20 protein-coding genes, 1 tRNA gene and 1 other RNA gene are annotated in these 23,677 nt (G+C 70.5%); 4 read left to right on the top strand and 18 right to left on the bottom strand.

Annotation, left to right across the window (positions count from 1 at the left end):
• Positions 1-133: 133 nt before the first annotated feature.
• The 9 genes from ssrA to OOZ19_RS24660 form a co-directional block, all read right to left on the bottom strand.
• Positions 134-503, bottom strand: a transfer-messenger RNA (tmRNA) gene (gene ssrA, locus OOZ19_RS24700).
• 97 nt (positions 504-600) lie between these two features.
• Positions 601-1,506: an amidohydrolase family protein gene (locus OOZ19_RS24695; protein ID WP_266092544.1), complete on the bottom strand. Its 906-nt coding sequence runs from the start codon at positions 1,504-1,506 to the stop codon at positions 601-603.
• Complete coding sequence (gene smpB, locus OOZ19_RS24690) at positions 1,503-1,979, bottom strand: SsrA-binding protein SmpB (RefSeq protein WP_184477115.1); 477 nt, start codon at positions 1,977-1,979, stop codon at positions 1,503-1,505. Before smpB ends, OOZ19_RS24695 begins: the two co-directional genes overlap by 4 nt.
• Positions 1,980-2,102: 123 nt before the next feature.
• Entirely contained in the window at positions 2,103-3,005 is a 903-nt protein-coding gene (gene ftsX, locus OOZ19_RS24685) for a permease-like cell division protein FtsX (RefSeq protein ID WP_266092543.1), read from the bottom strand.
• A gap of 43 nt (positions 3,006-3,048) precedes the next feature.
• On the bottom strand, positions 3,049-3,738 hold the full coding sequence (ftsE, locus tag OOZ19_RS24680; RefSeq protein WP_184477110.1) for a cell division ATP-binding protein FtsE: 690 nt from the start codon (positions 3,736-3,738) through the stop codon (positions 3,049-3,051).
• Positions 3,739-4,060: 322 nt separating this feature from the next.
• A complete protein-coding gene (prfB, locus tag OOZ19_RS24675) occupies positions 4,061-5,167 on the bottom strand; it encodes a peptide chain release factor 2 (RefSeq protein WP_266092542.1) in 1,107 nt (368 codons plus the stop codon).
• Between the two features lie 122 nt (positions 5,168-5,289).
• Positions 5,290-5,787, bottom strand: coding sequence for a PadR family transcriptional regulator (locus OOZ19_RS24670; protein ID WP_266092541.1), 498 nt, complete (start codon positions 5,785-5,787; stop codon positions 5,290-5,292).
• A 736-nt stretch (positions 5,788-6,523) separates the two neighbouring features.
• Positions 6,524-6,597, bottom strand: a tRNA-Met gene (locus OOZ19_RS24665).
• A 169-nt stretch (positions 6,598-6,766) separates the two neighbouring features.
• Positions 6,767-9,667, bottom strand: coding sequence for a UPF0182 family protein (locus tag OOZ19_RS24660; RefSeq protein ID WP_266092540.1), 2,901 nt, complete (start codon positions 9,665-9,667; stop codon positions 6,767-6,769).
• 184 nt (positions 9,668-9,851) lie between these two features.
• Here OOZ19_RS24660 and OOZ19_RS24655 point away from each other — a divergent pair, with 184 nt between their 5' ends.
• A complete protein-coding gene (locus OOZ19_RS24655) occupies positions 9,852-10,385 on the top strand; it encodes a PPA1309 family protein (protein ID WP_266092539.1) in 534 nt (177 codons plus the stop codon).
• Between the two features lie 50 nt (positions 10,386-10,435).
• Here the strand turns inward: OOZ19_RS24655 and OOZ19_RS24650 are convergent, their stop codons facing one another.
• Entirely contained in the window at positions 10,436-11,437 is a 1,002-nt protein-coding gene (locus tag OOZ19_RS24650; protein ID WP_266092538.1) for a YlbL family protein, read from the bottom strand.
• A gap of 163 nt (positions 11,438-11,600) precedes the next feature.
• Between OOZ19_RS24650 and OOZ19_RS24645 the strand changes: the two genes are divergently transcribed.
• The gene (locus tag OOZ19_RS24645) at positions 11,601-13,058 is read left to right on the top strand and encodes a zinc-dependent metalloprotease (RefSeq protein WP_266092537.1); all 1,458 of its coding nucleotides are present in this window, start codon (positions 11,601-11,603) and stop codon (positions 13,056-13,058) included.
• An 83-nt stretch (positions 13,059-13,141) separates the two neighbouring features.
• On the opposite strand, the gene OOZ19_RS24640 is transcribed toward OOZ19_RS24645, so the two are convergent.
• Positions 13,142-13,681: a M48 metallopeptidase family protein gene (locus tag OOZ19_RS24640; RefSeq protein WP_184477096.1), complete on the bottom strand. Its 540-nt coding sequence runs from the start codon at positions 13,679-13,681 to the stop codon at positions 13,142-13,144.
• Positions 13,682-13,893: 212 nt separating this feature from the next.
• On the opposite strand from OOZ19_RS24640, the gene OOZ19_RS24635 reads away from it, so the two are divergent.
• Positions 13,894-14,043, top strand: a complete 150-nt coding sequence (locus OOZ19_RS24635) for a DUF5679 domain-containing protein (protein WP_184477094.1) — start codon at positions 13,894-13,896, stop codon at positions 14,041-14,043.
• Positions 14,044-14,287: 244 nt separating this feature from the next.
• Entirely contained in the window at positions 14,288-15,616 is a 1,329-nt protein-coding gene (locus OOZ19_RS24630; RefSeq protein ID WP_266092536.1) for an ABC1 kinase family protein, read from the top strand.
• Between the two features lie 31 nt (positions 15,617-15,647).
• On the opposite strand, the gene OOZ19_RS24625 is transcribed toward OOZ19_RS24630, so the two are convergent.
• From OOZ19_RS24625 to OOZ19_RS24595, 7 genes are all read right to left on the bottom strand, one after another.
• Complete coding sequence (locus tag OOZ19_RS24625) at positions 15,648-16,508, bottom strand: class I SAM-dependent methyltransferase (protein WP_266092535.1); 861 nt, start codon at positions 16,506-16,508, stop codon at positions 15,648-15,650.
• Between the two features lie 11 nt (positions 16,509-16,519).
• The gene (locus OOZ19_RS24620) at positions 16,520-16,744 is read right to left on the bottom strand and encodes a hypothetical protein (RefSeq protein WP_266092534.1); all 225 of its coding nucleotides are present in this window, start codon (positions 16,742-16,744) and stop codon (positions 16,520-16,522) included.
• A 44-nt stretch (positions 16,745-16,788) separates the two neighbouring features.
• The gene (locus OOZ19_RS24615; protein WP_266092533.1) at positions 16,789-17,130 is read right to left on the bottom strand and encodes a WhiB family transcriptional regulator; all 342 of its coding nucleotides are present in this window, start codon (positions 17,128-17,130) and stop codon (positions 16,789-16,791) included.
• Between the two features lie 499 nt (positions 17,131-17,629).
• Positions 17,630-19,717: an ATP-dependent DNA helicase UvrD2 gene (locus OOZ19_RS24610; RefSeq protein WP_266092532.1), complete on the bottom strand. Its 2,088-nt coding sequence runs from the start codon at positions 19,715-19,717 to the stop codon at positions 17,630-17,632.
• A gap of 118 nt (positions 19,718-19,835) precedes the next feature.
• Complete coding sequence (gene nudC / locus OOZ19_RS24605; RefSeq protein WP_266092531.1) at positions 19,836-20,765, bottom strand: NAD(+) diphosphatase; 930 nt, start codon at positions 20,763-20,765, stop codon at positions 19,836-19,838.
• Positions 20,762-22,129, bottom strand: coding sequence for a M16 family metallopeptidase (locus tag OOZ19_RS24600; protein WP_266092530.1), 1,368 nt, complete (start codon positions 22,127-22,129; stop codon positions 20,762-20,764). Before OOZ19_RS24600 ends, nudC begins: the two co-directional genes overlap by 4 nt.
• Positions 22,126-23,442, bottom strand: a complete 1,317-nt coding sequence (locus OOZ19_RS24595) for a M16 family metallopeptidase (RefSeq protein WP_266092529.1) — start codon at positions 23,440-23,442, stop codon at positions 22,126-22,128. Before OOZ19_RS24595 ends, OOZ19_RS24600 begins: the two co-directional genes overlap by 4 nt.
• Positions 23,443-23,677: the final 235 nt, after the last annotated feature.

The following is a 23,677-nucleotide window of genomic DNA, read 5'->3' as shown; positions in this document are numbered from 1 at the left end:
CACCCAGCCCACCCCACACACAAAGCAAGGAGCCCACCCCACCCGACCACCGCACCGTGGGGGCCTACGGGGGCTCGGCCCCCGTACGAACAAAAAGGAGCCGGGAAGACGCCAAAGGCGTCAACCAGGCTCCTGGTGGAGGTGCCGGGAATCGAACCCGGGTCCTCCGTCGCTTCACCAAGACTTCTCCGTGCGCAGTCCGCTATGCCTCTGCTTGGCTCCCTCGGTCTCGCGAACTAGCCGAGGTGACGAGCCCAGCCGCTGTTTGATGTCCCACCAGGTCCCGCGGCCGGACCTGGCGGTAAGAGCCTCCTAGTCGATGCCGGATTCCGGGACGGAGGCGTTCCCGGTCCGACAGAGTCGCTCCTCGCTCAGGCGGCGAGGGCGAACTCGCGCTGACTCTTGTCGGCGCTTATAAATTGCGGCGACGCTCTCGGTGGTCTCCCGCCTGCACCGGCACGCTTCCCTTGGATCGACGTACGGAGTCGAAACCGTTCACCCCCTCGTAGCGGCCGTACCTTCCCGACCGCGCGGTCCGTACAGCATAACGTCACCGACCCGGCGGATCATTCCAATATCGGGTAATTGAATTTCCGCAGGTCACAGACCCAGTAGGCGACTCGGCGCGTCGTGCAGCACGCTGCGCAGGAACTCCGTACCCAGCCGCTCGTCGGCGGCGGCCCAGCCGGCGATCGCGGCGAGCTGGTCGGCGTAGGGGTACGGGATGTTCGGGTAGTCGGTGCCCAGCACGATCCGGTCCCGCACCGGCACGAGCCGCGCGGGCCAGTCGGCGGGCACCGGGGCGAACCGCTCGGTGAACGCCACCCCGACCATCGTCGTGTCCAGGTGCACCCGCTCGAAGCGCTCGACCAGGCGCAGCGCGGATTCGTACTCCGGCAATCCGGCGTGCGCCAGCACCACCGTCAACGACGGGTGCCGCCGCAGGACTTCCCCGAACACGTCGAGCCCGGTGTGCGCGCCGCGGATGGGGCCGTTCCCGCAGTGGACGACGACGGGCACCGCGGCCTCGGCGAGCACGCCCCACACCTCGTCGAGCAGCTCGTCGCGCGGGTCGAACGAGCCGACCTGCACGTGGACCTTCACGCACCGCGCTCCCGCGTCGAGGGATTCGCGCATCGCCTTCGCCATGCCCGGTTCCGGGTACAGCGTCGCCGTCGGCACCGCGCCCGGTGTGCGGTGACCGAAGTCCAGCGCCCACGAGTTGAGCCACTCCGCCATGCCCGGCTTGTGCGGGTAGACCAGCGGCGCGAACGTCGTCACCCCGAGCTCGTCGAGCAGCCGCAGCCGGGTGGGTTCGTCGTAGCGGTAGTGCACCGGCCAGTCCTGGCCGTAGTGCGCGCGCGCTTCGTCGAAGTACGCCCACACCTTGTGCAGCATCCGCTCCGGCAGGAAGTGGGTGTGCAGGTCGACCAGGCCGGGGATGCCGAGCCCGTCGAGCCAGGGGCGCACCTCCGCGTCGGAGGCGGGGCCGGCGAGCGGGCTCACACCCGCCCTTTGCGGATCCTGCCGATGTGCCGCTGCATCTCGCGGTCGGCGTCCCGCTTGGCCATGTCGTGGCGCTTGTCGTGCGCCTTCTTGCCGCGCGCCAGGGCCAGTTCGACCTTGGCCTTGCCGTCGGAGAAGTACATCGACAGCGGGACCAGGCTCAGCCCGTTCTCCTTGATCTTGCCGACCAGGCGGAGGATCTCACCGCGGTGCAGCAGCAGCTTCCGGGAGCGCCTCGGTTCGTGGTTGGTCCACGTGCCCTCGGTGTACTCCGGGATGTGCGCGTTGCGCAGCCACACCTCGCCGTGGTCGACCGTGCCGAACGCGTCCACCAGCGACGCCTTGCCCTGCCGCAGGCTCTTCACCTCGGTACCGGTCAGCACGATCCCGGCTTCGTAGGTGTCCAGCACCGACCAGTCGTGCCGCGCCTTGCGGTTCTGCGCGATCGGCTTGCGCCCGCGTTCCTTCACCATGCCTGCACTTTAAGACCCGCGGTCAACCGAGTTCTCACACCACCCTGCCCCGGCACGACGAAGCGGCTGCGTCCGCGTGCGGAGCACGCGAGCGCAGCCGCTCGATCGAGAGGGCGGATCGGTCTAGAGCCGCACGTACAGCCGCAGCGTCACGTAACCGGTCGTCGCCGAGATCACCGCCGCCACCAGCAGCATGATCGGGGACACCGCGGCGATGTCGCCGTAGCCGATCTCGGGGATGATGCCGGTGCCGAACACCGGCGACATGACCCTGTCGATGAACGCCGCCTTCGAGATCAGCAGTCCGACGACGGCCAGCAGCGCGCCGATCAGACCGGACACCATCGCTTCCAGGAGGAACGGCAGCTGGGTGTACCAGCGCGTCGCCCCCACCAGCCGCATGATGCCGGTCTCCGTTCGCCGCGTGAACGCGGAGAGCTGAATGGTGTTGGAGATCAGCAGCAGCGCACCGACCGCTTGCACCAGCGCGATCGAGAACGTCGCGTTGCGCACGCCGTTGAGCACGCTGAACAGCCGGTCCAGGTAGTCGGCCTGGTCGACGACGCTGTCCACGCCGGGCTGGCCTTCGAACTTCTGCTGGATCGCGCCGAACCGCTCCTGGTCGGTGAGCTTCACCCGCAGCGAGGCGGGCATCGCTTCGACGCGGGCGACGTCGCGCAGCTCGGGCATGGTCTCGAAGACCTTGTTGAAGTTCTGGAACGCGGCTTCCCGGTTCTCGTACTTCACCGAGTCCACGCCGGACGAGCGGGTCAGTTCGGACTTGAGGTTCGCGCAGGGCTGCTGGGTGCAGTCCGGGTCGTTGGCGCTGACGTCGTCGGTCATGAACACCACGACCTCGACGCGGTCCTGGTAGACCTCCTGCATCCGGTCGATCAACCGGACCACCAGGAGACCGCCACCGAGCAGGCCGACCGAGATGGCCGTGGTGAGGATCATGGCGATGGTCATCGTCACGTTGCGCCGAAGGCCGTTGACGACCTCGCTGAATACGAAGCTCGCGCGCATCTTGGTGTGTGCTTCCTGGCTGGGTTCGGGGGTGCGGGGCTGCTCAGCGACCGACGCCGTAGACGCCGCGGGCGTCGTCGCGGATCACTTTGCCGAGGCTCAGTTCCACGACTCGACGCCGCATCGAGTCCACGATCGAGTGGTCGTGCGTCGCCATGATCACCGTGGTGCCGGTGCGGTTGATCCGCTCCAGCAGCAACATGATGTCCTGGCTGGTGTCGGGGTCGAGGTTGCCCGTGGGCTCATCGCACAGCAGCACCAGCGGCCGGTTCACGAACGCACGCGCGATCGCCACGCGCTGCTGCTCGCCACCGGAGAGCTCGTTCGGCATCCGGTCGGCCTTGCCTTCCAAGCCGACGAGCTGCAGGACCTCGGGCACCACCTTGCGGATGGTGTGCCGGGGCTTGCCGATGACCTCCAGCGCGAACGCGACGTTCTCGGCGACGGTCTTGTTGGTGAGCAGCCGGAAGTCCTGGAACACGCAGCCGATTCGCTGCCGTAGCCGCGGCACTCGGCGCCGCGGGAGTTTCGCGACGTTCCAGTCGGCCACGAACACCCGGCCGCGGGTCGGCACGTCCTCGCGGAGCAGTAGCCGCAGGAACGTGGACTTCCCCGAGCCGGAAGGGCCGATGAGGAACACGAATTCGCCTTTGCCGACACCCACGGAGACGTCGTCGAGCGCGGGGCGGGTCGAGGTTTTGTATCCCTTGGACACGTGCTCAAGCCGGATCACGGGGCGTGAGTTTACCTGCGACCTTTCGGGGGACGACGGCTCACCCGGACCAGCGCCGATCGAGCCCGCGATCGGCCGTCTCTTCGCAGGTCACCACATGATCGACGGAGGGGGCCGGGAATCCCGGCCCACCGGGACGAGCTTCACCCGAGCGGGCGGTCCCGCGCGGTCTCGCGGACACGGGTGGTCCCGCTGCGCTAGGGGTGGCGCCCCGGTGGCGCACCGCCGCCCGGGGACGACGGCGAGATCACCCGGCGGCGGCGACCTCACCGGTCGCCGCGGCCGGAAGTGCCGGGTCGCGCGGCCCCGGCGGATCGGATGATCAGGCGGCGCCGTCCTGCTGGCGGCGCCAGCGGATGCCCGCTTCCAGGAACCCGTCGATCTGCCCGTCGAGCACCGCGTCCGGGTTGCCGACCTCGAAGTCGGTCCGCAGGTCCTTGACCATCTGGTACGGGTGCAGCACGTAGGACCGCATCTGGTTGCCCCAGCTGGAACCGCTGTCCTTGAGCGCGTTGAGCTCGGCGCGCTCCTCTTCCCGCTTGCGGGCCAGCAGCTTCGACTGGAGCACGCGCAGCGCGGCGGCCTTGTTCTGCAGCTGCGACTTCTCGTTCTGGCAGGACACCACGATCCCGGTCGGGGCGTGCGTGATGCGGACCGCGGAGTCGGTGGTGTTCACGCTCTGCCCGCCGGGGCCGGAGGAGCGGAACACGTCGACGCGGATGTCCTTCTCCGGGATCTCCACGTGGTCGGTCTCCTCCACGACCGGCAGCACTTCGACACCGGCGAAGGACGTCTGGCGCCGGCCCTGGTTGTCGAAGGGCGAAATCCGCACCAGCCGGTGCGTGCCCTGCTCGACCGACAACGTGCCGTAGGCGTAGGGCGCGTTGATGCGGAAGGTCGCCTGCTTGACGCCGGCCTCTTCCGCGTAAGAGGTGTCGTAGACCTCGACCGGGTACTCGTGGCGCTCGGACCAGCGCACGTACATCCGCATGAGCATCTCGGCGAAGTCGGCGGCGTCGATCCCGCCCGCTTCGGCCCGGACGGTGACGACGGCTTCCCGCTCGTCGTACTCACCGGACAGCAGCGTGCGGACCTCGAGGGCGTCGAGCTCCTTCTTCAGCCGCTTGCGCTCGCCGTCGGCCTCGTCCAGCCCGGCCTGATCGCTTTCGTCCTCGCTGAGCTCGTAGAGGACTTCGAGGTCCTCCACGCGCTGGCGCAGGTCGACGACCTTGCGCAGCTCGGCTTGGCGGTGCACCAGCTGGCTGCTGATCTTCTGCGCGTACTCGACGTCGTCCCAGAGGTTCGGCTTCGCCGCCTCGGCTTCCAGTTCGGCGATCTTCGCCCGCAACTCGTCGAGGCCCATGACGCTCTCAATGCCTTCGAGCGTGGTGGACAGGTCCTTGATATCTGCGGCGACGTCGGGATTCACAATGTCCGAGGGTACTTCACCGGCGGACGGCCGCCCACGAGGACGGCCCGGCCGCTGCTGGTGCCGACCGCTCCCGGCGGCGATGCCGCCGCGAGCGGAGCCGGCGGATCAATCCGGTCGGCTCATTCCGGAATGCTGTCCAGCAGTTTGACGATGGCCCGGTTGTGGGCGACGGTGAAATCGGCTGCGGCCTTCTCGTACGGGTCCGCGGAGGCCTTCGCCGCGTTCTTCGCCTCGTCCACTCGCGCGGTGTACTGCACCCTGGCCGATTCGACGAGCGCGGCGCGCTGCTTCGGCGTCAGCGAACCGGCGTGCACGAGCCGCAGGATCAGCGGGCTGCGCACGTTGTCGGGGCCGGGCTCGGTGTTCAGCCAGGACTTGAAGGCCCGCTTGCCGGCCGCGGTGATCGCGTACTGCTGGCTGGACCGCGGCCCCTGCTTGCCGAGGCGCAGCAATCCGGACTCGGTGAGCGCGGGGAGCTCGCGGTACACCTGGCTGCGGGTCACGCTGAAGAATCCACCGAATCGTTCGGTGGCGGCAGCGACGAGCTGCCCCCCGGTCTTCGGGCCGTCGTGCAGCAGCCCCAGCAGGGCGGCGGATGTCGAGTTCAGCTCAGTCACGAATCCACCGTGCCACGGCCCTCGCAGGCTGTCCACAATGGTCGGCCACTCTGTCCACTGTGGTTGCAATGGGCTGGTCCGAGTGGACCATCCGCTGCTGGCGCTGCGTGAGCGGATGCCGCCGTCTCAGCGTGCTTTGGCGCACATCGTTCTGCCATCAAGGGGAACGGCAGGCGTCGCGGCTCGGCCGGCCGCCCGCACAGGGTGTCCCGAGCAGCCCGGATCGCTACCTGATCGTGCGGTCTACCTGCACGAAACGGTGTGGCCGCGCGTCGGAGCAGCCGATTACCGGGAGTGACTCGCATGCTGTGGGCGGCGATCGGCGCTTCTGGCGGTCGCTTTCGGACGGAGGTCGTGATGCGTCGCAATGAGCCATTAGGCCGAGTTTTCAGTTGTGCGAGCAAGAAAATCCGGATCCCCGGCCACGCTTGCGCGGTGTGCGGCCGAACCATGCGCCCGGTCCCCGGAGTGCCTCCCGCGGAACGCCTCTGCTCCCCCGCCTGCGCCAAGATCTGGGCCCGCCCCAAACCCTGACGGCACGGCGAAGCCACAGGCAAAACCCGCCGCCCGAGCGGCGAAGCGGAATGCGGGCACCACTCAGCCCGAGCCGCACACGAGAAACCTCGACAACATCAACCTCAACGGAACCACCGCACCGCGGAGGCCCGGCCGCAAAGCGGCGAATAACGAAAGAGGCCCCATCTCGCCAGAGATGGGGCCTCGAACACGTTCACAGTAGCGGGGACAGGATTTGAACCTGCGACCTCTGGGTTATGAGCCCAGCGAGCTACCGAGCTGCTCCACCCCGCGCCGCTGCGCAGCCGATCGCTGCGCTGTATTTCGTTGTGTGCAGAAGCCTACTCGACGCCGAACCGGGGGTGACACCGGGGGTCCGCAATGGAACGCCGCCCGCGCGGCACGTCCGGCGTTCCGCGGGTCGGCCCTGGTCAGAGCCGGGCCGACCCGCGGAACGGGGAGATCAGCCGCCGTTGCCCTGGAGCTGCTCGAAGCGGCCGACGGCTTGCTCCAGCTGTTGCAGCGCGTTGCCGAGGTCACCGAGGTCGCCGGACTGCTGCGAGGTCCGCACTCGCTCCAAGGCGCCTTGGATGTCGTTCACGGCGCTGCGGAGTTCGGGCGTGGCCTGCTGTCCGGGCTGTTGCGGCCCGGGAGGCTGCTGGCCCGGCGGGCGTTCGACCGCTCCGTCACCGGTGGCGTCACCGGCGCCGGCACCGAAGACCTGCTCCAGTGCCTTGGGCAGGGTTTCGGCGAAGCCGACGTTGCCGCCGAAGGACACCAGGACCCTGGCGAGCTGCGGGTAGGAGTCCTGCTCGTTGCGCTGGATGTAGATGGGTTCCACGTAGAGCAGGCCGCCCTTGACGGGCAGCGTCAGCAGGTTCCCGAAGATCGCCTTGACGTTGGGGTTGTTGAACAACGTCCGGTTCTCGGTGACCTCCGGGGTGGACTCCATCTGGTTCTGCACCTGGTTGGGACCGGCCGTCTGGGTGTCGGTCGGCAGTCGCAGGACGCTGAGCTTCCCGTAGTTCTGCGGGTCGGAGGACGCGGAGACCCAGGCGGCCATGTTCTGCCGTCGCAGCGCGGTGAGGGCGCTGGTGAGCTGGAACGTCGGCTGGTCCTGGCCTTCGACTTGGGCGACCACGTAGTACGGCGGTTGCTGGTTGCCGTCTTCGGCCGCGCCGCCTTGCCCGCCGCTGGTGGGGTCCGGCGGGACTTCCCAGAAGGTCTGGGTGGAGTAGAAGTCGCCGGGGTTGTCGACGTGGTACTTGGTGAGCAGCGAGCGCTGCACCTTGAACATGTCCTCCGGGTAGCGGAAGTGCTCGCGCAGCTGCGGGCTGATCTCGGAGGAGGGCTTGACGACGCCGGGGAACACGCCTTCCCAGGCCTTGAGCACCGGGTCGGGCTTGGTGCCGTCGGTTTCGTACAGGTCCACGGAGCCGTCGTAGGCGTCGACGGTGGCCTTCACCGAGTTCCGGATGTAGTTGATCTGCTGGTTCGGCTGGCGCTGCACGCCGCGCAGCGTGTCGTTGGTGGCTTCGCCGAACTCGGTGATCTCGGAGTACGGGTAGTTGTTCAGGGTGGTGTAGCCGTCGATGATCCACTTGATGCGCCCGTCGACCACGGCCGGGTACGGGTCGCCGTCGACCTTGAGCCAGGGCGCGACCTTCTGCACCCGGTCCCGCGGGTTCCGCTCGTAGATGATCTTCGAGTTCTCCCCGATGGCCTGGTTGAACAGGATGTTGCGCTCGGCGTGGTGCGCGGCGAACACGAGCCGGTTGAACCAGTTCCCGATCGGCACGCCGCCCTTGCCGTCATAGGTGTAGGCGCTGCGGTCGGTGTCGTACTCGCGGGGCGCCTCACCCGGGTCTCCGCCGACGATGGCGTAGGTGGAGACGAGTTCGCCGAAGTAGCTGCGCGGCTGGTCCACCGGGATCTTGCCGCGGCCGTCGTTGGCGACGTCGCTGACCGAGAACACCGGGTAGCCGCCCTGGGTGCGGCCGTCCTCCAAGGTGGAGTCGACGCGGTCGGCGGGCGCGCTCACGAACCCGTTGCCGTGCGTGTAGACCATGTGCTGGTTGATCCACGACTGCTGGTTCTCGGCCAGCCCGGCCGTGTTGATCTCGCGGAGCGCGACCAGGTAGTCCTGCAGCTTCCCGTTCTCGTCCCGGTAGCGGTCGACGTCGAGCTTGTCGGGGAAGCCGTAGAAGTTGTACTGCTGGGTGAGCTGGGTGAACGTGTCGGACAGGACGCTGGGGTCCAGCAACCGGATGTTCGGGATGGTGCCGGTGTCGTCGGCGACCTGCTCCGGGCGCAGGTTCGTCACGCCCGGGTAGTCGTGCACCTCGACCTTGTCCTCGCCGATGTCGAAGGCTTGGCGGGTGGCGGCGATGTTGCGGCGGATGGACTCCGCCTCGCGCTGGTTGGCGTTGGGCCGCACCGAGAACTGCTCGAGCAGCGCCGGGCCGACGGCTCCGACGAGCACGCTGGAGAGCACCAGCAGGACCGTGGCCAGCGCCGGGATCCGCAGGTCGCGCAGGAACACCGCGGCGAAGAACGCGAAGGCGCAGAACACCGCGATGCACAGCAGGATCAGCTTGGCGGGCATCACCGCGTTGAGGTCGGTGTAGGTGGCACCGGTGAACAGCGAGTTCCGCCGCGACAGCAGCAGGTCGTAGCGGTCGAAGAAGTAGTCGACGGCCTTGAGCAGCACGAACAGCCCAGCGAGGATCGCCAGCTGCACCCGGGTGGGAGCCGACAGCTGCCCGGCACGTCCGGCGAGCCGCACGCCGCCGAAGATGTAGTGCGTGACCAGCGACCCCAGGAAGGCGATGGTCACCGCGACGAAGGCCCAGGACAGCAGCCAGCGGTAGAACGGCAGCTGGAACGTGTAGAAGCTGACGTCGTGGCCGAACTCGGGGTCGGTCTGCCCGAACGGCACGCTGTTGAGGAACAGCTGGAACGTCTGCCAGTCGGCTTGCGCCGCGAGTCCGCCGAGCACCGCGACGGCGCCGGAGACACCGACGGCGAGCAGCACGGGCCGCGCGCTGATCACCGTCCGGTAGCGGGCAAGCGGATCGTCGGGACCGGTGATCGGCACGAACACCGGCCGGCTCCGGTAGGCGATCCACAGGTTCAGCAGCAGCACGGCGCCGAGGAAGACTGCGGCGGCGACGCCGAGGCCGACTCGGGTCAGCAGTTGGGTGGTGAACACCCCCCGATAGCCCACTTCGCCGAACCACAGCCAGTCGACGTAGGCGCCGACGAGGCTGGACCAGACGACCAAGGCGGCGAGCACGACCACGCCGATGATCAGCAGGATCCGGCTCCGCCGGGACAATTTCGGCATTCCAACCGGGGGCCGCATGGCCACAGGGCACACTCCAGGCGACGATCGACGGGCCGGGGCGCTGCACGCCCCTCGCGATGTTCAACTCTACGATGCCCCGCCGGGTTCCCCCGATCGCACTCGAATTCCGGCGAATCCGACATCAGTTCGCCTGGTCGTGGCGGGTCCGGGGTGGTCGGACGCGGGGTGCGACGATGAACTCATGTCAGCCGCTCACGGCGAGAACCTCGCCGCCGCCCTGCCCGGAGCCGCCCGCGAGATCGAGGAGTTCGTGGCCGCCGCGGGCTGGGACCAGCCCACCCAGGTGTTCGCCCTGGTCCCCACCGAGCAGCTGCTGGCCGCCGAGCCCAACCTGGCCGACGAAGTGGACGGGAACTCCGCGCTGACGCCGATCGCGCAGGAGTCGCTGCCCGCCGAAGACCTCGCGGAGGCGCTGTCCCGGATCGTGTGGCCGGAGCAGGTCGCGGGATGCGCGCTGGTGCAGGAGATCGTGGTGCTGCCGCCGGAGGCGGAGGCCTCGCTGCCCGCCGAGGACGAGCAGGCCCGCAACGCCGCGGCCGAGCACCCCGACCGGCAGGAGGCGCGGCTGGTCGCGGCGGTGCTGCGGGCAGGCAACGAGACGTGCGTGCTGCGGCTGCGGGCGAACGGCGAGGAAGGCGAAGTCGGCGAGCGGGTGCAGGACCCGTCGCTGGCCCCGAACCTCCTCCGCGCCCTGCACGAGACCTTCGCGGCGTGAGGTCCGCCGCGTAGCGGACGGCCTGCTCGCCCGCCACCGGCACCGCCGGGTCAGCAGCTCGGCGGGACGCCGCCTTCGCGGATCACGTCGAGGGCGTGCGTCGCCTCGTCCAAGGTGCCGACCCGGGCGAGCTGGAGCCCGTCCGGCGCTTGGGACTTCGCTTCCGCGCAGTTGCCCGCGGGAACCAGGAACGTGGTCGCCCCGGCCTCCTGGGCCATGGTCATCTTGAACGGGATGCCGCCGATCGGGCCGACCTTGCCGGTCTCGTCGATCTCCCCCGTGCCCGCGATGAACCGGCCGCCGTTGAGCTCGCCCGGCGTCAGCTTGTCCACGATGGCCAGCGAGAACATCAGCCCGGCCGAGGGGCCGCCGACGTCGGCGAGGCTGATCTCGATCTCGAAGGGCACGTCCGGGCGGCCGACCGCGCCGACCCCGAGGAAGCCCTGCGGACGCCCGTCGGCGTTCGAGCCCAGCACCACCGGGACCGTGCGCTCCGGGTCGGTTCCGTGGCGGTAGGTGAGCTGGATCGGGTCGCCGGGCTTGTTGCGCCCGACCGCGGCCTGCAGCGCCGGCGGATCGGTGATCGGCTCGCCGTTCACGGCGATCAGCTGGTCACCGGGTTCGAGCACCGCGTCGGCGGGGCTGCCGGTGACGACCTGCCCGGCCAGCACCTTCGTCGGGTAGCCCAGGTGGTGCAGCGCCGCGGTCTCCGCGGAGGTCTGCGAGTCGTTGAACGCCTGGGTGTTCTCCTGCTCGATCTGCTGCTCGGACTTCTCCGGCGGGTAGTAGACCTCGCGGGGCGCCAGCGCGTAGCGACCGCTGACCCACAGCCCCAGCGCGCCGAGCATCGACAGGTGATCGGTCACCGACACCGTGGTCATGTTCAGGTTCCCGGCGGTGGGGAAGGTTCGCTGACCATCGATCCGGATGACCGGCGTGCCGGCCTCTTCGCCCAGGGTGTTGTAGGTCGGTCCCGGACCGAGCGCCACGAACGGCACCGGGACGAATGCCCCGAGCAGCCCGAAAGCGGCCACCAGGATGACGCTGGTCACTAACGTCCAGGTTCGACGGCTCACGAGGCGACAGGGTACGTGTTCGCCCTCGGCGAGATCCCCGGGCGGGTGATCGCCGACCGAGCCGCGAGCTGCGGACATCGCGCCCGCGGAGGTGGCGAGCTGCTTATCCGCGTGGACGCGATCCGCGTACGGTGGAGGCATGAATGACATGCCGTTCGGGTTCGGCCCGCAGGATCCCGACGACGACCGCGACAAAGGGGAGTCGTCGGAAGGGCGCTCCGAGGGTGGCGCCGGCAATTCCGGACAGCAGTCCGGATTCGGCTTCGGCGGCGCCCTGCCGGGCGGCATGCCTGGGGGCATGAACTTCGACATGGGCCAGCTGGGGCAGATGTTCTCGCAGCTCGGCCAGGTGCTGAGCCACTCGGGCAGCGGCGGTTCCGGGCCGGTGAACTACGACCTCGCCAAGCAGCTCGCGGTGCAGCAGCTGCACTCGAAGCAGCGCACCGAACGTCCCAGCCAGCAGGAGGTCAAGGGCGTCGAGGACGCCGTGCACCTCGCGGAGCTGTGGCTCGACCCGACGACGGCGCTGCCCGCGGGCGTGCGCACGGCGCGGGTCTGGTCCTCCGTCGACTGGGTGGAGCAGACCTTGCCGACCTGGCAGCGGCTGTGCGACCCGGTGGCGCAGCGCATGTCCACCGCGTGGCTCGACGCGATGCCCGAGGAGGCCAAGCAGGCCGCCGGACCGCTGCTGTCCATGCTCGGCCAGATGGGCGGGCTCGGGTTCGGTTCGCAGCTGGGCAACAGCCTCGCCGAACTCGGCGCCGAAGTGCTCACCTCGTCCGACGTCGGCCTGCCGCTGGCGCCGGAGGGCACCGCCGCGCTGCTGCCGGCGAACGTGTCCCGGTTCGCGGAGGGCGTGGACCGGCCGCTGGACGAGGTCACGCTGTTCCTCGCCGTCCGCGAAGCCGCGCACCACCGCCTGTTCAGCCACGTGCCGTGGCTGCGGCAGCGGCTGTTGGCCACCGTCGAGGAGTACGCGCGCGGCATCCAGGTGGACACGTCCTCGCTGGAAGACCTGGCGAGCAAGATCGACCCGACGGACCCGAGCTCGATGCAGGAGCTGATGGGCTCCAACCTGCTCGAACCGAAGACCACCCCGGAGCAGGAAGCGGCGCTGACCCGGCTGGAGACGCTGCTGGCGCTCGTCGAGGGCTGGGTCGACGTGGTCGTGTCCGACGCGCTGAGCGAGCGGCTGCCGGGCGCGGGCGCGCTGAGCGAGACGATCCGCAGGCGCCGGGCGAGCGGCGGCCCCGCCGAGCAGACCTTCGCCACCCTGATCGGGCTGGAACTGCGCCCGCGCCGGCTGCGGGACGCAGCGAACCTGTGGCGGCTGATGACCGAGCGCCACGGCACCGACAGCCGGGACCGGGTGTGGGACCACCCCGATCTGCTGCCGGACGCCTCCGACCTGGACGAACCGTTGGACTTCGCCGACCGCTGGGGCGGCGCCTCGGACTTGGACGACCCGATCGCGGCGATCAAGCGCGCCGAGGAGGCCGAGCAGCGGGCCGCCGAATCCGGCGAAGGCAAGCCGGAGGACTCCTCCGGGAAGTCGGACGGCTCGGACGACGAAAGCGACGGCCCCGACGCGAAGTGAGCCGCGGGGCGGTGCAAAGTCCGGCTTCGCGCTGCCCGCTCACGTTTCCCCTGACGGCGGATCCGCTCACGCGCGGGGCCGCCTCAGTCCTCTTGGTCGCCCATGGTCAGGCCCAGGTTGGCCGCCGCGGAGAGCCCTTCGAGGTAGCCGACGGCACGCTCGGTCTTCGGGTACCGGTTGACCCACTTCCAGAAGTCGGCGCCGTGGCCGGGGACCAGCAGGTGCGCGAGCTCGTGCACCAGCACGTAGTCGAGCACCCAACCCGGCACGTCCCGCAGCCGGTCGCTGATCCGGATGGCCTTGGTGCTGGGCGTGCACGACGCCCAGCGGGTGCGCATCGGCGGCACCCAGCGGATCGAGCGTGGCTCGGCGCGGCCGTCGAGGTACTGCTCGGAGAGCTCCACGCAGCGTTGCGCTAACGCCGTGTCCGAGTCCCGTGCGGGTGACCGGCGGCGGGTCTCGCTGCGCTGCAGGCGGCTGAGCATCTCCGCCACCCACTTCTTCTCCTCGGCTCTGCTCATCCGAGCCGGGAGCAGCACGATGACCTTGTCACCGTCCCGGTACGCGCTGACCGTCTGGCGTCGGCGTTTGCTGCGACGCACCTCGACCTGCGGTTCTGCCACGAGACCTGACCTTAGCGAGTGGTACCGACGTGAGGACATGACAGTGCGGTTTTCCACATGCCTACTGCGCGTGATCACCTAAAGCATTACGCCATTCCCCCTAACATGCGATCAGCTGAATGCAGTGATATCGATACGGCCACCTGTACGGTTCCTCCAGCGCAGCCCGAACGGGCACGCGCCGTAGCGATCACAACACCAAGGAGGACGCCGTGGCCGAGACCTACAACGGCTACTGCGTGAAATGCCGGGAGAAGCGGGACTTCCCCGGCGAGATCACGGAGACCAACGGACGCCGGATGGCCAAGGGAACCTGCCCGGTGTGCGGCACTCGCATGACCCGAATCCTCGGAAAGGCCTGACGGCCGGAGGCGGAACTCGCGCGGCTCGGGTGACCGGGCGACGGCACCTCGAGGTGATGTCTCGCCCGGTAGCCGGCTTCGCTGGCGGCTCGCACCACGAGTGAGTTTCGGAACGAACACGACCACAGCGGCGCTCGGGCGTCCCACAACCGGTCGGTGAACCACTACGATGTGCTCCGGCCCCGGATATCCGAAAACCTTTCGGAGCCGGGGTGGTTCTCCTGCGCGCGGCAAAGGAGCCCTCGTGACCGACATTCCCCGCCGGGCGGCGCATCGCACCGCCAAACTGGCCAGCCTTCCGCTGGGCGTCGCGGGGCGGGTGGCCGCCGGGTGGGGCAAGCGCCTCAGCGGCCGATCCGCCGACGAGATCAACGCGGAGCTGTCCGCACGCACGGCCGAGCAGCTGTTCGCGGTGCTGGGACAGCTCAAGGGCGGCGCGATGAAGTTCGGCCAAGCGCTCAGCGTGTTCGAGGCCGCCGTGCCCGACGAGATGGCCGAGCCGTACCGCGAAGCGCTGACGAAGCTCCAGTCCGCCGCTCCCCCGATGTCCGCCGACAGCGTGCGGCGGGTGCTGGAGCAGCAACTGGGACGGACCTGGCGGGACCGCTTCGCCGAGTTCGACGACGTTCCGGCCGCCGCGGCCAGCATCGGGCAGGTGCACCGCGCGGTGTGGCACGACGGCCGGGACGTCGCCGTCAAGCTCCAGTACCCGGGCGCGGGCGAGGCGCTGCGCTCGGACCTGCGCCAGCTGAGCCGGTTCTCCCGGCTGTTCCAGTCGCTGGCTCCCGGTGCGGAGATCAAGCCGCTGCTCGCCGAGCTGCAGGACCGGATGGTCGAGGAACTCGACTACCGCACGGAAGCCGACAACCAGCGGACCTTCGCCGCCGCCTTCGACGGCGACGAGCACGTGCTGATCCCGAAGGTCGTCGCCAGCGCACCGCAGGTGATGGTCACCGAGTGGGTCGAGGGCACCCCGTTCTCCGCGATCATCGCCGACGGTGATCGGCGGCAGCGGGACGAGGCTGGCCGCAAGCTGGCGGAATTCCACTTCTCCGCACCGGAGCGGTCCGGGCTGCTGCACGCCGACCCTCATCCCGGCAACTTCTTGCTGGCGCCCGACGGCAGGCTCATCGTGCTGGACTTCGGCGCGGTGGCACGGCTGCCCGACGGGTTGCCCGCGGACATGGGGCGGATGCTCCGGCTGGCCGTGGAGGACCGGGCCGAGGAGCTGCTGGAGATGCTGCGCGCCGAACGCTTCGTGCACACCGACAGCGAGCTGCGCGCCGAGGACGTGCTGGCCTACCTGGGGCCGTTCGTGGACCCGGTGCGCGAGCCGCGGTTCCACTTCAGCCGCTCCTGGATGCAGCGGCAGGCCGAGCGGGTCGGCGACCTGCGCAGCCCGGACTTCCGCACCGGCAGGGCGCTGAACCTCCCCCCGGACTACCTGCTGATCCACCGCGTGACGCTGGGCGCGACGGGCATCCTCTGCCAGCTCGACGCCGAATTCGAGGCCCAGGAGATCATCATCCGCTGGCAGCCGGGCTTCGCCGATCCCGAACCGGCGGCGGACTGAGCCGGTCGCCCCTCCACCTCCGAGATCAGGCTCAAGCTCGGCGGGTGCCGACGTGGATCGTCTGCGCGAGGAGGTAGTAGACGTCGTCCCGGTCGCCCGCGTAGTGCGATCCGGCCGGGTCGAGCAGGGCGTCGACGGCGTCCAAGTCGTCCTGGGCGACTCGTCCCTCGGCGCCCCGGCGCAGCCATTCGAGCCTGCGCAGCACCGCCGTCATCGCCGCCCCGGACACCGGCGCCGGCCGATCCACCAGTTGCGTCCAGGACAGCACGTCGTCGAGACCTGCGTCGGCCATGGCCCGCGCCCAACCGGTCGGCAACCGGACCGAGCCCGGCATCTCGGCCCGCATCTCGCGGAACCAGTCGGCCCGCGCCGCCGCGAGCCGCGACTCCAGGCCGGGTTCACCGACCCCGACGTCCCACGGCAGCACCCGCGGTTCCAGGCCGGACTCGACCAGGGCGAGCCGCCCGCCGGGCCGCACCAGCTTCAGCAACCGCCGCAGGCCCGCGAGCTGATCCGGCAGGTGGTGCACCACGAACGAGGCGAAGACCAGGTCGGCCTGGCCCACGGCGGACAGGTCGCCGCGGGCCACGTCGGCCTGCACCGAGAGCACCCGGACGTCGGGACCGGCCGTGGCGGCGGTGTTGCGCGCCGCCGCGGCCAGCAGCTCCGGCGCGGAGTCGACGAGGATGATCGTTCCCCCGGTGTCCCACATGGCGTCCGCGAACGCGGTCGCGGCACCGCCCGCGCCGGAACCGATGTCGATCACCGTGCGGTCCTGCGGGCGGAGCAGGTCGCGCACCAGATCAGCGGTCTCCGGGGCGGCCAGTTCATCGCCTTCGCGCAACCGTGCGATCTTGGCGTCCCAGTCGATTCCATCGTGCGAGTGAGCCACGAGCGTGCACTTTACGGCCTGGTGATCTCCCCCTCCGCGTGGTCCGCGCGTTGATGCGCGTACCGCGCCAAGCGGCGCCACCAGCGACCGGCGGTGGCCTGGCGGGCCAGCCGGTCGCGGCGCACCTCGATCAGCAGGTCGTGTTGTCGGATACGTGCCATGTCCTCTGGCAACAGCATTCGGATCGCTTCCTTCGAGCCGTCGGGGTGGATGCGGGTGAGGTCGAACCGGTTCATGTCGTTAGCTCCTTCGGTCGTGCGGGACGATCGCCGGTCATGGCCTAAGCGACGGCGGGTACGGGGTTCTTGCGGGGGCGGCCTCGGGAACGCTTGCGAGCCACCACTGCTCCGCGTTCGAAGATCTCGCCGCCCCACACCCCCCAGGGCTCGCCACGGGACAGCGCGCCGTCCAGGCAGCGCTGCTTGAGCGGGCACTGCCCGCACAGGTTCTTCGCCCGGTCCAGGTCGCCCGGGCTTTCGGCGAACCAGAGGTCGGGGTCCCTCCGGCAGGGAACCTCGTCGGCCCGGTCGGTGGCGCCGTCGAGCAACGCTCCGACGGCGCCGTCACATCCTGCGTCGACAGCCCTGCTCTCGGGCTGTATCGGGACGCTGGTGGTCAACATCTCTCCTCCTGTCTGCTCGGGGCAGTGCACGTGCCCGCACGGACGATCGGTATTTCCCCAGGAATGCGTTGGATGGCGCTGCTTCTCGAAGTTGGAGATACGAAAAGGGCCGCGGACCCGGCTGGTGCGGGTCCGCGGCCTCGAAGAAGAGCCTGGAGCGTGTCCTCGGTCAGGAGATCAAGGATCAAGCTCCGCGCGAACCGGCACGAAACGGCCATCAACCGGGAGGCCGGCGTCATTCGGACGCGGCACAGCGATGACACGCTCATAGCCAGGCTGGGTCGCTGTGCGACCGCGGAACAGCGCGATACCCCCGGACATGGGGTGGCCAGGGGTACCGAGCTTCTGAATGCCGGTCATCGCTGCCACCTCCCCTCCGGATCACGCCGGGTTCCGTACACCACGGCTTGCGCTGTTGCAGACTATGAGGCGCCGGAAGCGCGCCGCAACCGATTTTTCGAAGTTCCGCCGATGGGGGCGGAGTTCCTGCTCAGCGGCGTCAGTTCCGGTCGTGCTCGCGCTGGATCAACGCCAGCACGTCCTCCCCGAACCTGCGGACCTTGCTGGCGCCGATCCCGGAGATCGCGACCAGGGCCGCCTCGTCGGACGGGCGCTGCTCGGCGATGGCGGTGAGCGTCGCGTCGGTGAACACCACGTAGGCGGGAACCTTCAACTGCTTCGCGCGATCACCGCGCCAGGCGCGCAACCGGTCCAGCAGGCCCTCGTCCACGTCGGACGGGCACGTGGAGCAGCGGCCCAGCTTGATGTCCATCGTGCTCACCAGGACCGACTCGCAGTTGCGGCAGCGCGGGGTGGCCTGCTTGCGGGTGGGGCCGGGTTCGGGGGTGCGGCTCTTCGCGGTCAGCGCCGCCGGGTGGCGCTCCGGGATCACCCCGTAGAGGAACCGGCTGCGGCGGCGGTAGCGCCGGCCGTCGGCGGCCCGCGCCAGCGCCCAGGACAGGTGCAGGTGCTCCCGGGCTCGGGTGACACCGACGTAGAGCAGCCTGCGCTCCTCCTCGATGCCCGCGTCGTCGTCGGCGTGCTGGATCGGCATGGTGCCCTCGGCGAGTCCGGCGAGGAACACCGCGTCCCACTCCAGGCCCTTCGCCGAGTGCAGCGAAGCGAGCGTGACGCCCTCGACCGTCGGCGGGTGCTGGGCCTCGGCGCGCAGCTCCAGCTCGGCGACGTAGCGGGCCAGGTCCGCCTCGTCGGCGACGGCCGCGAGCTCCTCGGCGAGTTCGACGAGCGCGATCAGCGACTCCCAGCGCTCCCGCGCCGAGCCCCCGACCGGAGGTTCCTCGGTGAGCCCGACCTCGGCCAGCACGGCCCGCACCGAGGCGGGCAGGTCGGCACCCGGATCGGCGCCCCGGTTGGCGGCGGTGCGCAGCGCCACCACGGCCTGGCGCACCTCGGGGCGGTTGAAGAACCGCTCACCACCGCGCACCTGGTACGGGATCTCGGCGTCGGACAGCGCCTTCTCGTACACCTCGGACTGGGCGTTGACCCGGAACAGGATCGCGATCTCGGACAGCGCCACGCCCTTGCCCGCCAGCGCGGCGATCTTGCGGGCGATGGCCTCCGCCTCGGCGGGTTCGTGGTCGTACTCGGCGAAATCCGGTTCCGGGCCGTCCGGGCGCTGCCCGATCAGCTTGAGCCGCGTGCCCGCGGGACGTTCGCGGGCGGCTCCGATCACCCGGTTCGCCAGCGACACGACCTGCGGCGTGGAGCGGTAGTCCCGCTCCAGGCGCACCACGGCCGCCTCCGGGAAGCGCTTCGGGAACCCGATCAGCCACTTCGGGGCGGCCCCGGCGAAGGAGTAGATGGTCTGGTTCGCGTCGCCGACCACGGTCAGGTCGTCGCGGCCCCCGAGCCACGCGTCGAGCACGCGCTGCTGCAGCGGGTTGACGTCCTGGTACTCGTCGACGACGAAGGAGCGGTAGCGACCGCGGAACTCCTCGGCGACCTCCGGGTGCTCCTCCAGGATGGCGACGGTGTGCAGCAGCAAGTCGTCGAAGTCCAGCATCCGCGCGTCGTTCTTGAGCTCCTCGTAGGTGGCGAAGACCTTCGCGAGCTGCTGCGGGACCACCGGCGCGTCGCGCCCGGCGCGGGCAGCGGCGGTGGCGTACTGGTCGGGGGAGATCAGGCAGGACTTGGACCACTCGATCTCGCCTGCCAGGTCGCGCACCGACTCCTTCTCGGTGGACAGGCCGACGCGGTTCGCGGCCTGCATGACCAGCCGGAACTTGTTGTCCACCAGCGGCCACACCTGCGAGTCGTGCACCCGCGGCCAGAAGTAGCGCAGCTGCCGGAACGCGGCGGCGTGGAACGTCTGCGCCTGCACCCCGGCGGCACCGAGGGCGCGCAACCGAGTGCGCATCTCACCCGCCGCGCGAGCCGTGAACGTCACCGCCAGGACCTGCTGCGGAACGACGAGCCCGCGCTGGACCAGGTGCGCGATGCGGTGCGTGATGGTCCGGGTCTTGCCGGTGCCCGCACCCGCGAGCACGCACACCGGGCCGCGTGGCGCGGTGACCGCCGCCCGCTGCTCCGGATCGAGTCCTTCCAGCAGTCGCGGTTGATCGGCCATGCCCGGCATCCTCGCAGAAGCACCTGCCCCACCGGCGGCAACCCCACCGCGCGCCGCGCGAGCGAACGCCCCACCCGTCGCTCAAGAGCGGATGGGGCGTTCACGGGTGACGCGGGTTTCAGGACCAAAAGGCCCAGCCCTTGAGCATGCGGTGGGCGATGGAGACGCTCGGCGGCAGCCGTAAGCCGGGGATGATGCCGTCGTCGGTGCTCATCGCCGCCTGCACGTCGGCGCGGGAGACCCAGCGGGCCTCCTCGATCTCGCCGTCGGCGGGCCGCAGCGGCGTGGCCGGGTCCGCCACCGCGGCGAACCCCAGCATCAGCGACCTCGGGAACGGCCACGGCTGGCTGCCGAGGTAGCGGATCTCGGTGGCGTGCACCCCGACCTCTTCCTCGACCTCCCGCTGCACGCAGGCCTCCAGCGACTCGCCGACCTCGACGAACCCGGCGAGCACGGAGAACCTCTCCGGTGGCCACACCGGCTGGCGGGCCAGCAGCACCTGGTCGGCACCGTCGTGGACCAGGCAGATCACCGCGGGGTCCGTGCGCGGGTACTCCTCGCGGTCGCAGCCGGAGCAGCGCCGAGCCCAGCCGACCTTGACCCGGTTCGTCGCCGCACCGCACGCCGCGCAGTAGCGGGCGTGGTCGTGCCAGTTGAGCAACCCGACCGCGGTGGTGAGCAGGCCCGCGTCGGTGTCGTCGAGCTGCGCGCCCGCGATCCGCAGGTCCTGCCAGCCCTCCTGCGACCCGTCGCGCTCGGTGCGCAGGGCCCAGTACACGGTGCCCTGCTGGCTTCCCAGCAGCACCGCGCGCGGCGTGGGCTGCTCGCCGAACACCGCGGCGTCCTCGTAGACGAGGCGCCCGTCCGGACCGATCTGGGTGCGGCCCTTGCCGTCGACCAGCAGCACCCGGGCGGACGACCACAGCTCGGCGACCGGTCCCTCCCGCAGCAGTTCGGTGCGATCCGCGGTGGACCGGGACAGCAGCGGCGCCGAGTCGAGCAGGAAGCCGCCGTCCGCCGCGATCGGCGGCGCCCACGCCTCCGTCACGGCAGCACCACCCCGCCGAGCGCCGCGAGCCGGTCGCCGATCTTGTCCGCGTCGCCCACCACGACACCGGTGAACCGGGTCGGCGCGTAGAACAGCGCCGCCTCCGCGACCTGCTCCGCGGTGACGGCGCGCAGCCGGTCCGGGTGCGCGGTGAGCCAGTGGTGGTCGAGCCCGGCGACCGCGAGCGTCAGCAGCATCGACGCCATCCCGGACTGCGAGGACGTCGAGGTCAGCAGCCCGCCGATCGCGTACTGCCGGGCCGATTCGACCTCCGCCTCGGTCGGCGGGACCAGCGCCATGCGGCCGAACTCGTAGCGCATCTCCAGCAGCGCCGCCGCGGTGACCTCGCTGGCGGTGTCGGCGTCCACCAGGATCGTGCCGTTGCCGCGGGTGAACTCGAACGACGAGTGCGCGCCGTAGGTGTAGCCCTTGTCCTCGCGGATGTTCTCCACCAGCCGCGAGGAGAAGTAGCCGCCGAAGGCGAGGTTCGCGATCTGCAGCGCCGGGTAGCGCTCGTCGGTGCGGTGCAGGCCCTGCGCGGACATCCGCAGCTGCGACTGCACGGCACCCTCGCGGTGCACCAACCGCACGTCCCCGCCGCGCAGCTCCGGCAGGTCCGGCAGCTCGGTGGCGGCGACCGCCGAATCCCAGGGCGCCAGGACCCGCGTCACCTCGTCGACGATGGTGTGCGGGTCCAAGTCGCCGACGAGCACCAGCGTGGAGCCGCGCGGCAGCACGGCGCCAGCGTGCAGTTCGCGGACGGCATCCGGGGTGACCTGCCCGACGTCGGCGGCCTGCGGGACCTCGCGGACGAACGGGTGGTCGCCGTAGCGGTGCCGCTGCAACTCCTCGCGCGCGATGACGCGCGGCTGCGAGCGGGCCACGGCGAGCCGCTCCACCAGGCGGTCCCGCTCACCGGCGACCTCGTCGGCGGTGTAGGCGGCGCCGGTGAGGGCGTCGGCCAGCACCTCCAGCAGCGTTGCCTTCCCGCTGGAGAGCGCGCTGCCGATGAAGCTGAGGCGCTCCGGGTCGACCACCGCGTGCAGTTCGCCGCCGACGGCGGCGAGGTCGGTGTCGACCTGCACCCGGTCGCGGACGGCGGTGCCGGTCAGGATCGTCTCGGCGAGCACCTCGGAGGTCGCCGGGTGCATCGCGTCCTCGCCCGCGAACGGGATGCGCAGCCGGGCTTCGACCATCGGGACCACGCCGTGCCGGGCGGCGATCAGGCGCAACCCGTTGGGCAGCGTGGAGTCCACGACCTCGGGAGTGCGCAGCGGGCGGGGTTCGCCCAGCGGCGGCAGCGGGCGCGGACCGGTCTCGGTGCGGCCGATCTCCTCGGCGCTGCGGTGAGGGGCCTGGGTCATGCCGCACCTCCGGCGGAGTTCGAGTCGGGCTGCACGCGCAGGGTCGCGCGGGAGTCCGGGGTGAGGGCCTTCGCGGCGGCGGCGACCTGCTCGGCGCCGACCTCGGCGATCCGCTTCGGCAGCTCCGAGATGAGTTCGGCGCGGCCGTGGATCAGCTCGGTGCTGCCCAAGTCCAGCGTGCGGGAGACGACGCGGTCGTGTTCGCGGTGCAGCGACGCCGCCCAGCGGGACGTGACGCGGGACAGCTCCTCCGCCGTGGGCCCGGTCGCGGCGAGCGCCTCCAGTTCCGCGTCGACGGCGGCGACGACGCGCTCCGCCTCCACCTCGGGCGTGTGGATCGCGGTGAGCGTGAAGGTGTCCGGGTCACGGGCGTCCAGCGGCGCGCCCATCAGGCCGCAGCCCGCGTGCACGTCGACGACCAGCGGGTCCTGGTAGACCATCCGCTGCTGCAGCCGGGAGGCGTCGCCGTCGGTGAGCACCGCGGCCAGCACGATGTTCGCCAGGTACTGGTCGAGTTCGCCGACCGGGTCCGGCAGCCGGTGCCCCAGCGCGATCGCGGGCAGCGGCGCGTGCGGGTCCGCGTGCACGCCGGTGACCTGCTCGGTCGGCAGCGGCTCGGCGAACGAGGGACGCGGGCGCACCTCGCGGGCCGGGACGTCGCCGAAGTGCTTGTGCACCAGCTCGGTAGCCCGGTCCACGTCGAAGTCACCGGCGATGGTGAGCACCGCGTTCGCGGGCGCGTAGAAGGTGTCGAAGAAGGCGGCGCAGTCCTCGACGGTCGCCTGCTCCAAGTCGGTGAAGTCGCCGTAGCCGTTGTGCGCGTTGGCGAACGTGGAGTAGAGCACCGGCGGCAGCAGGATCCACGGGAACCCGCCGTAGGGGCGGTTGAGGACGTTGAGCCGGATCTCCTCCTTCACCACGTCGACCTGGTTGCGGAGGTTCTCCTCGGTGAGCTTCGGGGCCCGCATCCGGTCGGCTTCCAGGAACAGCGCCCGCTCCAGCGCCGCCGAGGGCAGCACCTGGAAGTAGTCGGTGTAGTCCTGGTGCGTCGAACCGTTGAAGGTGCCGCCGGAGCCTTGGACGTGGCGGAAGTGCGCGAGCTTCTCCAGACTCTCGCTGCCCTGGAACATGAGGTGCTCGAACAGGTGCGCGAATCCGGTGCGGCCTTCCGGCTCGGAGCGGAAGCCCACGTCATAGTGCACGCTGACGCCCACGACGGGGGCTTGACCGGAGGCGCCCCGCGCCGAGTCCGGCGCGAGCACGACGCGCAGCCCGTTCGGCAGGGTAACGCGATGCAGTGGGGGTTCGACCATGCCTCGCAGCCTACGTGCGCAACGTAACGCTGTGCGTACCCCCTTCGCTGCGCTCGGTGCTCACCACTCGGGGCCGCGACCGCGGCGCCCGCGCCCCGCCGGAGGGGACGCGGACGCGCGCCATCGCAGGCCACGCCCCTGGCCGGGCGTCCCCGCACCAGACCGGGCCGACCACGTCGAGCAGAGCTCGGTGGCGCGAGGTCGCGCGGACGAGCACTCGCGGTGAGCGACGCGC

This window comes from Saccharopolyspora sp. NFXS83 (genome assembly GCF_026241095.1).
Classification (GTDB): Bacteria; Actinomycetota; Actinomycetes; order Mycobacteriales; family Pseudonocardiaceae; genus Saccharopolyspora_C.
The sequence above is the reverse complement of the archived record's forward strand: the minus strand, read 5'-3'. Positions and strand labels throughout refer to the sequence as shown.

Excerpts from the sequence above, each read along its gene's own strand:
- ftsX (WP_266092543.1), bottom strand. The coding sequence starts at position 3,005 with ATGCGCGCGAGCTTCGTATTCAGCGAGGTCGTCAACGGCCTTCGGCGC.
- OOZ19_RS24610 (WP_266092532.1), bottom strand. The coding sequence starts at position 19,717 with ATGGCCGATCAACCGCGACTGCTGGAAGGACTCGATCCGGAGCAGCGG.
- OOZ19_RS24600 (WP_266092530.1), bottom strand. The coding sequence starts at position 22,129 with ATGACCCAGGCCCCTCACCGCAGCGCCGAGGAGATCGGCCGCACCGAG.
- smpB (WP_184477115.1), bottom strand. The coding sequence starts at position 1,979 with ATGGTGAAGGAACGCGGGCGCAAGCCGATCGCGCAGAACCGCAAGGCG.
- OOZ19_RS24620 (WP_266092534.1), bottom strand. The coding sequence starts at position 16,744 with ATGAACCGGTTCGACCTCACCCGCATCCACCCCGACGGCTCGAAGGAA.
- OOZ19_RS24595 (WP_266092529.1), bottom strand. The coding sequence starts at position 23,442 with ATGGTCGAACCCCCACTGCATCGCGTTACCCTGCCGAACGGGCTGCGC.
- OOZ19_RS24645 (WP_266092537.1), top strand. The coding sequence starts at position 11,601 with ATGAATGACATGCCGTTCGGGTTCGGCCCGCAGGATCCCGACGACGAC.
- OOZ19_RS24615 (WP_266092533.1), bottom strand. The coding sequence starts at position 17,130 with ATGTTGACCACCAGCGTCCCGATACAGCCCGAGAGCAGGGCTGTCGAC.
- OOZ19_RS24660 (WP_266092540.1), bottom strand. The coding sequence starts at position 9,667 with ATGCGGCCCCCGGTTGGAATGCCGAAATTGTCCCGGCGGAGCCGGATC.
- OOZ19_RS24655 (WP_266092539.1), top strand. The coding sequence starts at position 9,852 with ATGTCAGCCGCTCACGGCGAGAACCTCGCCGCCGCCCTGCCCGGAGCC.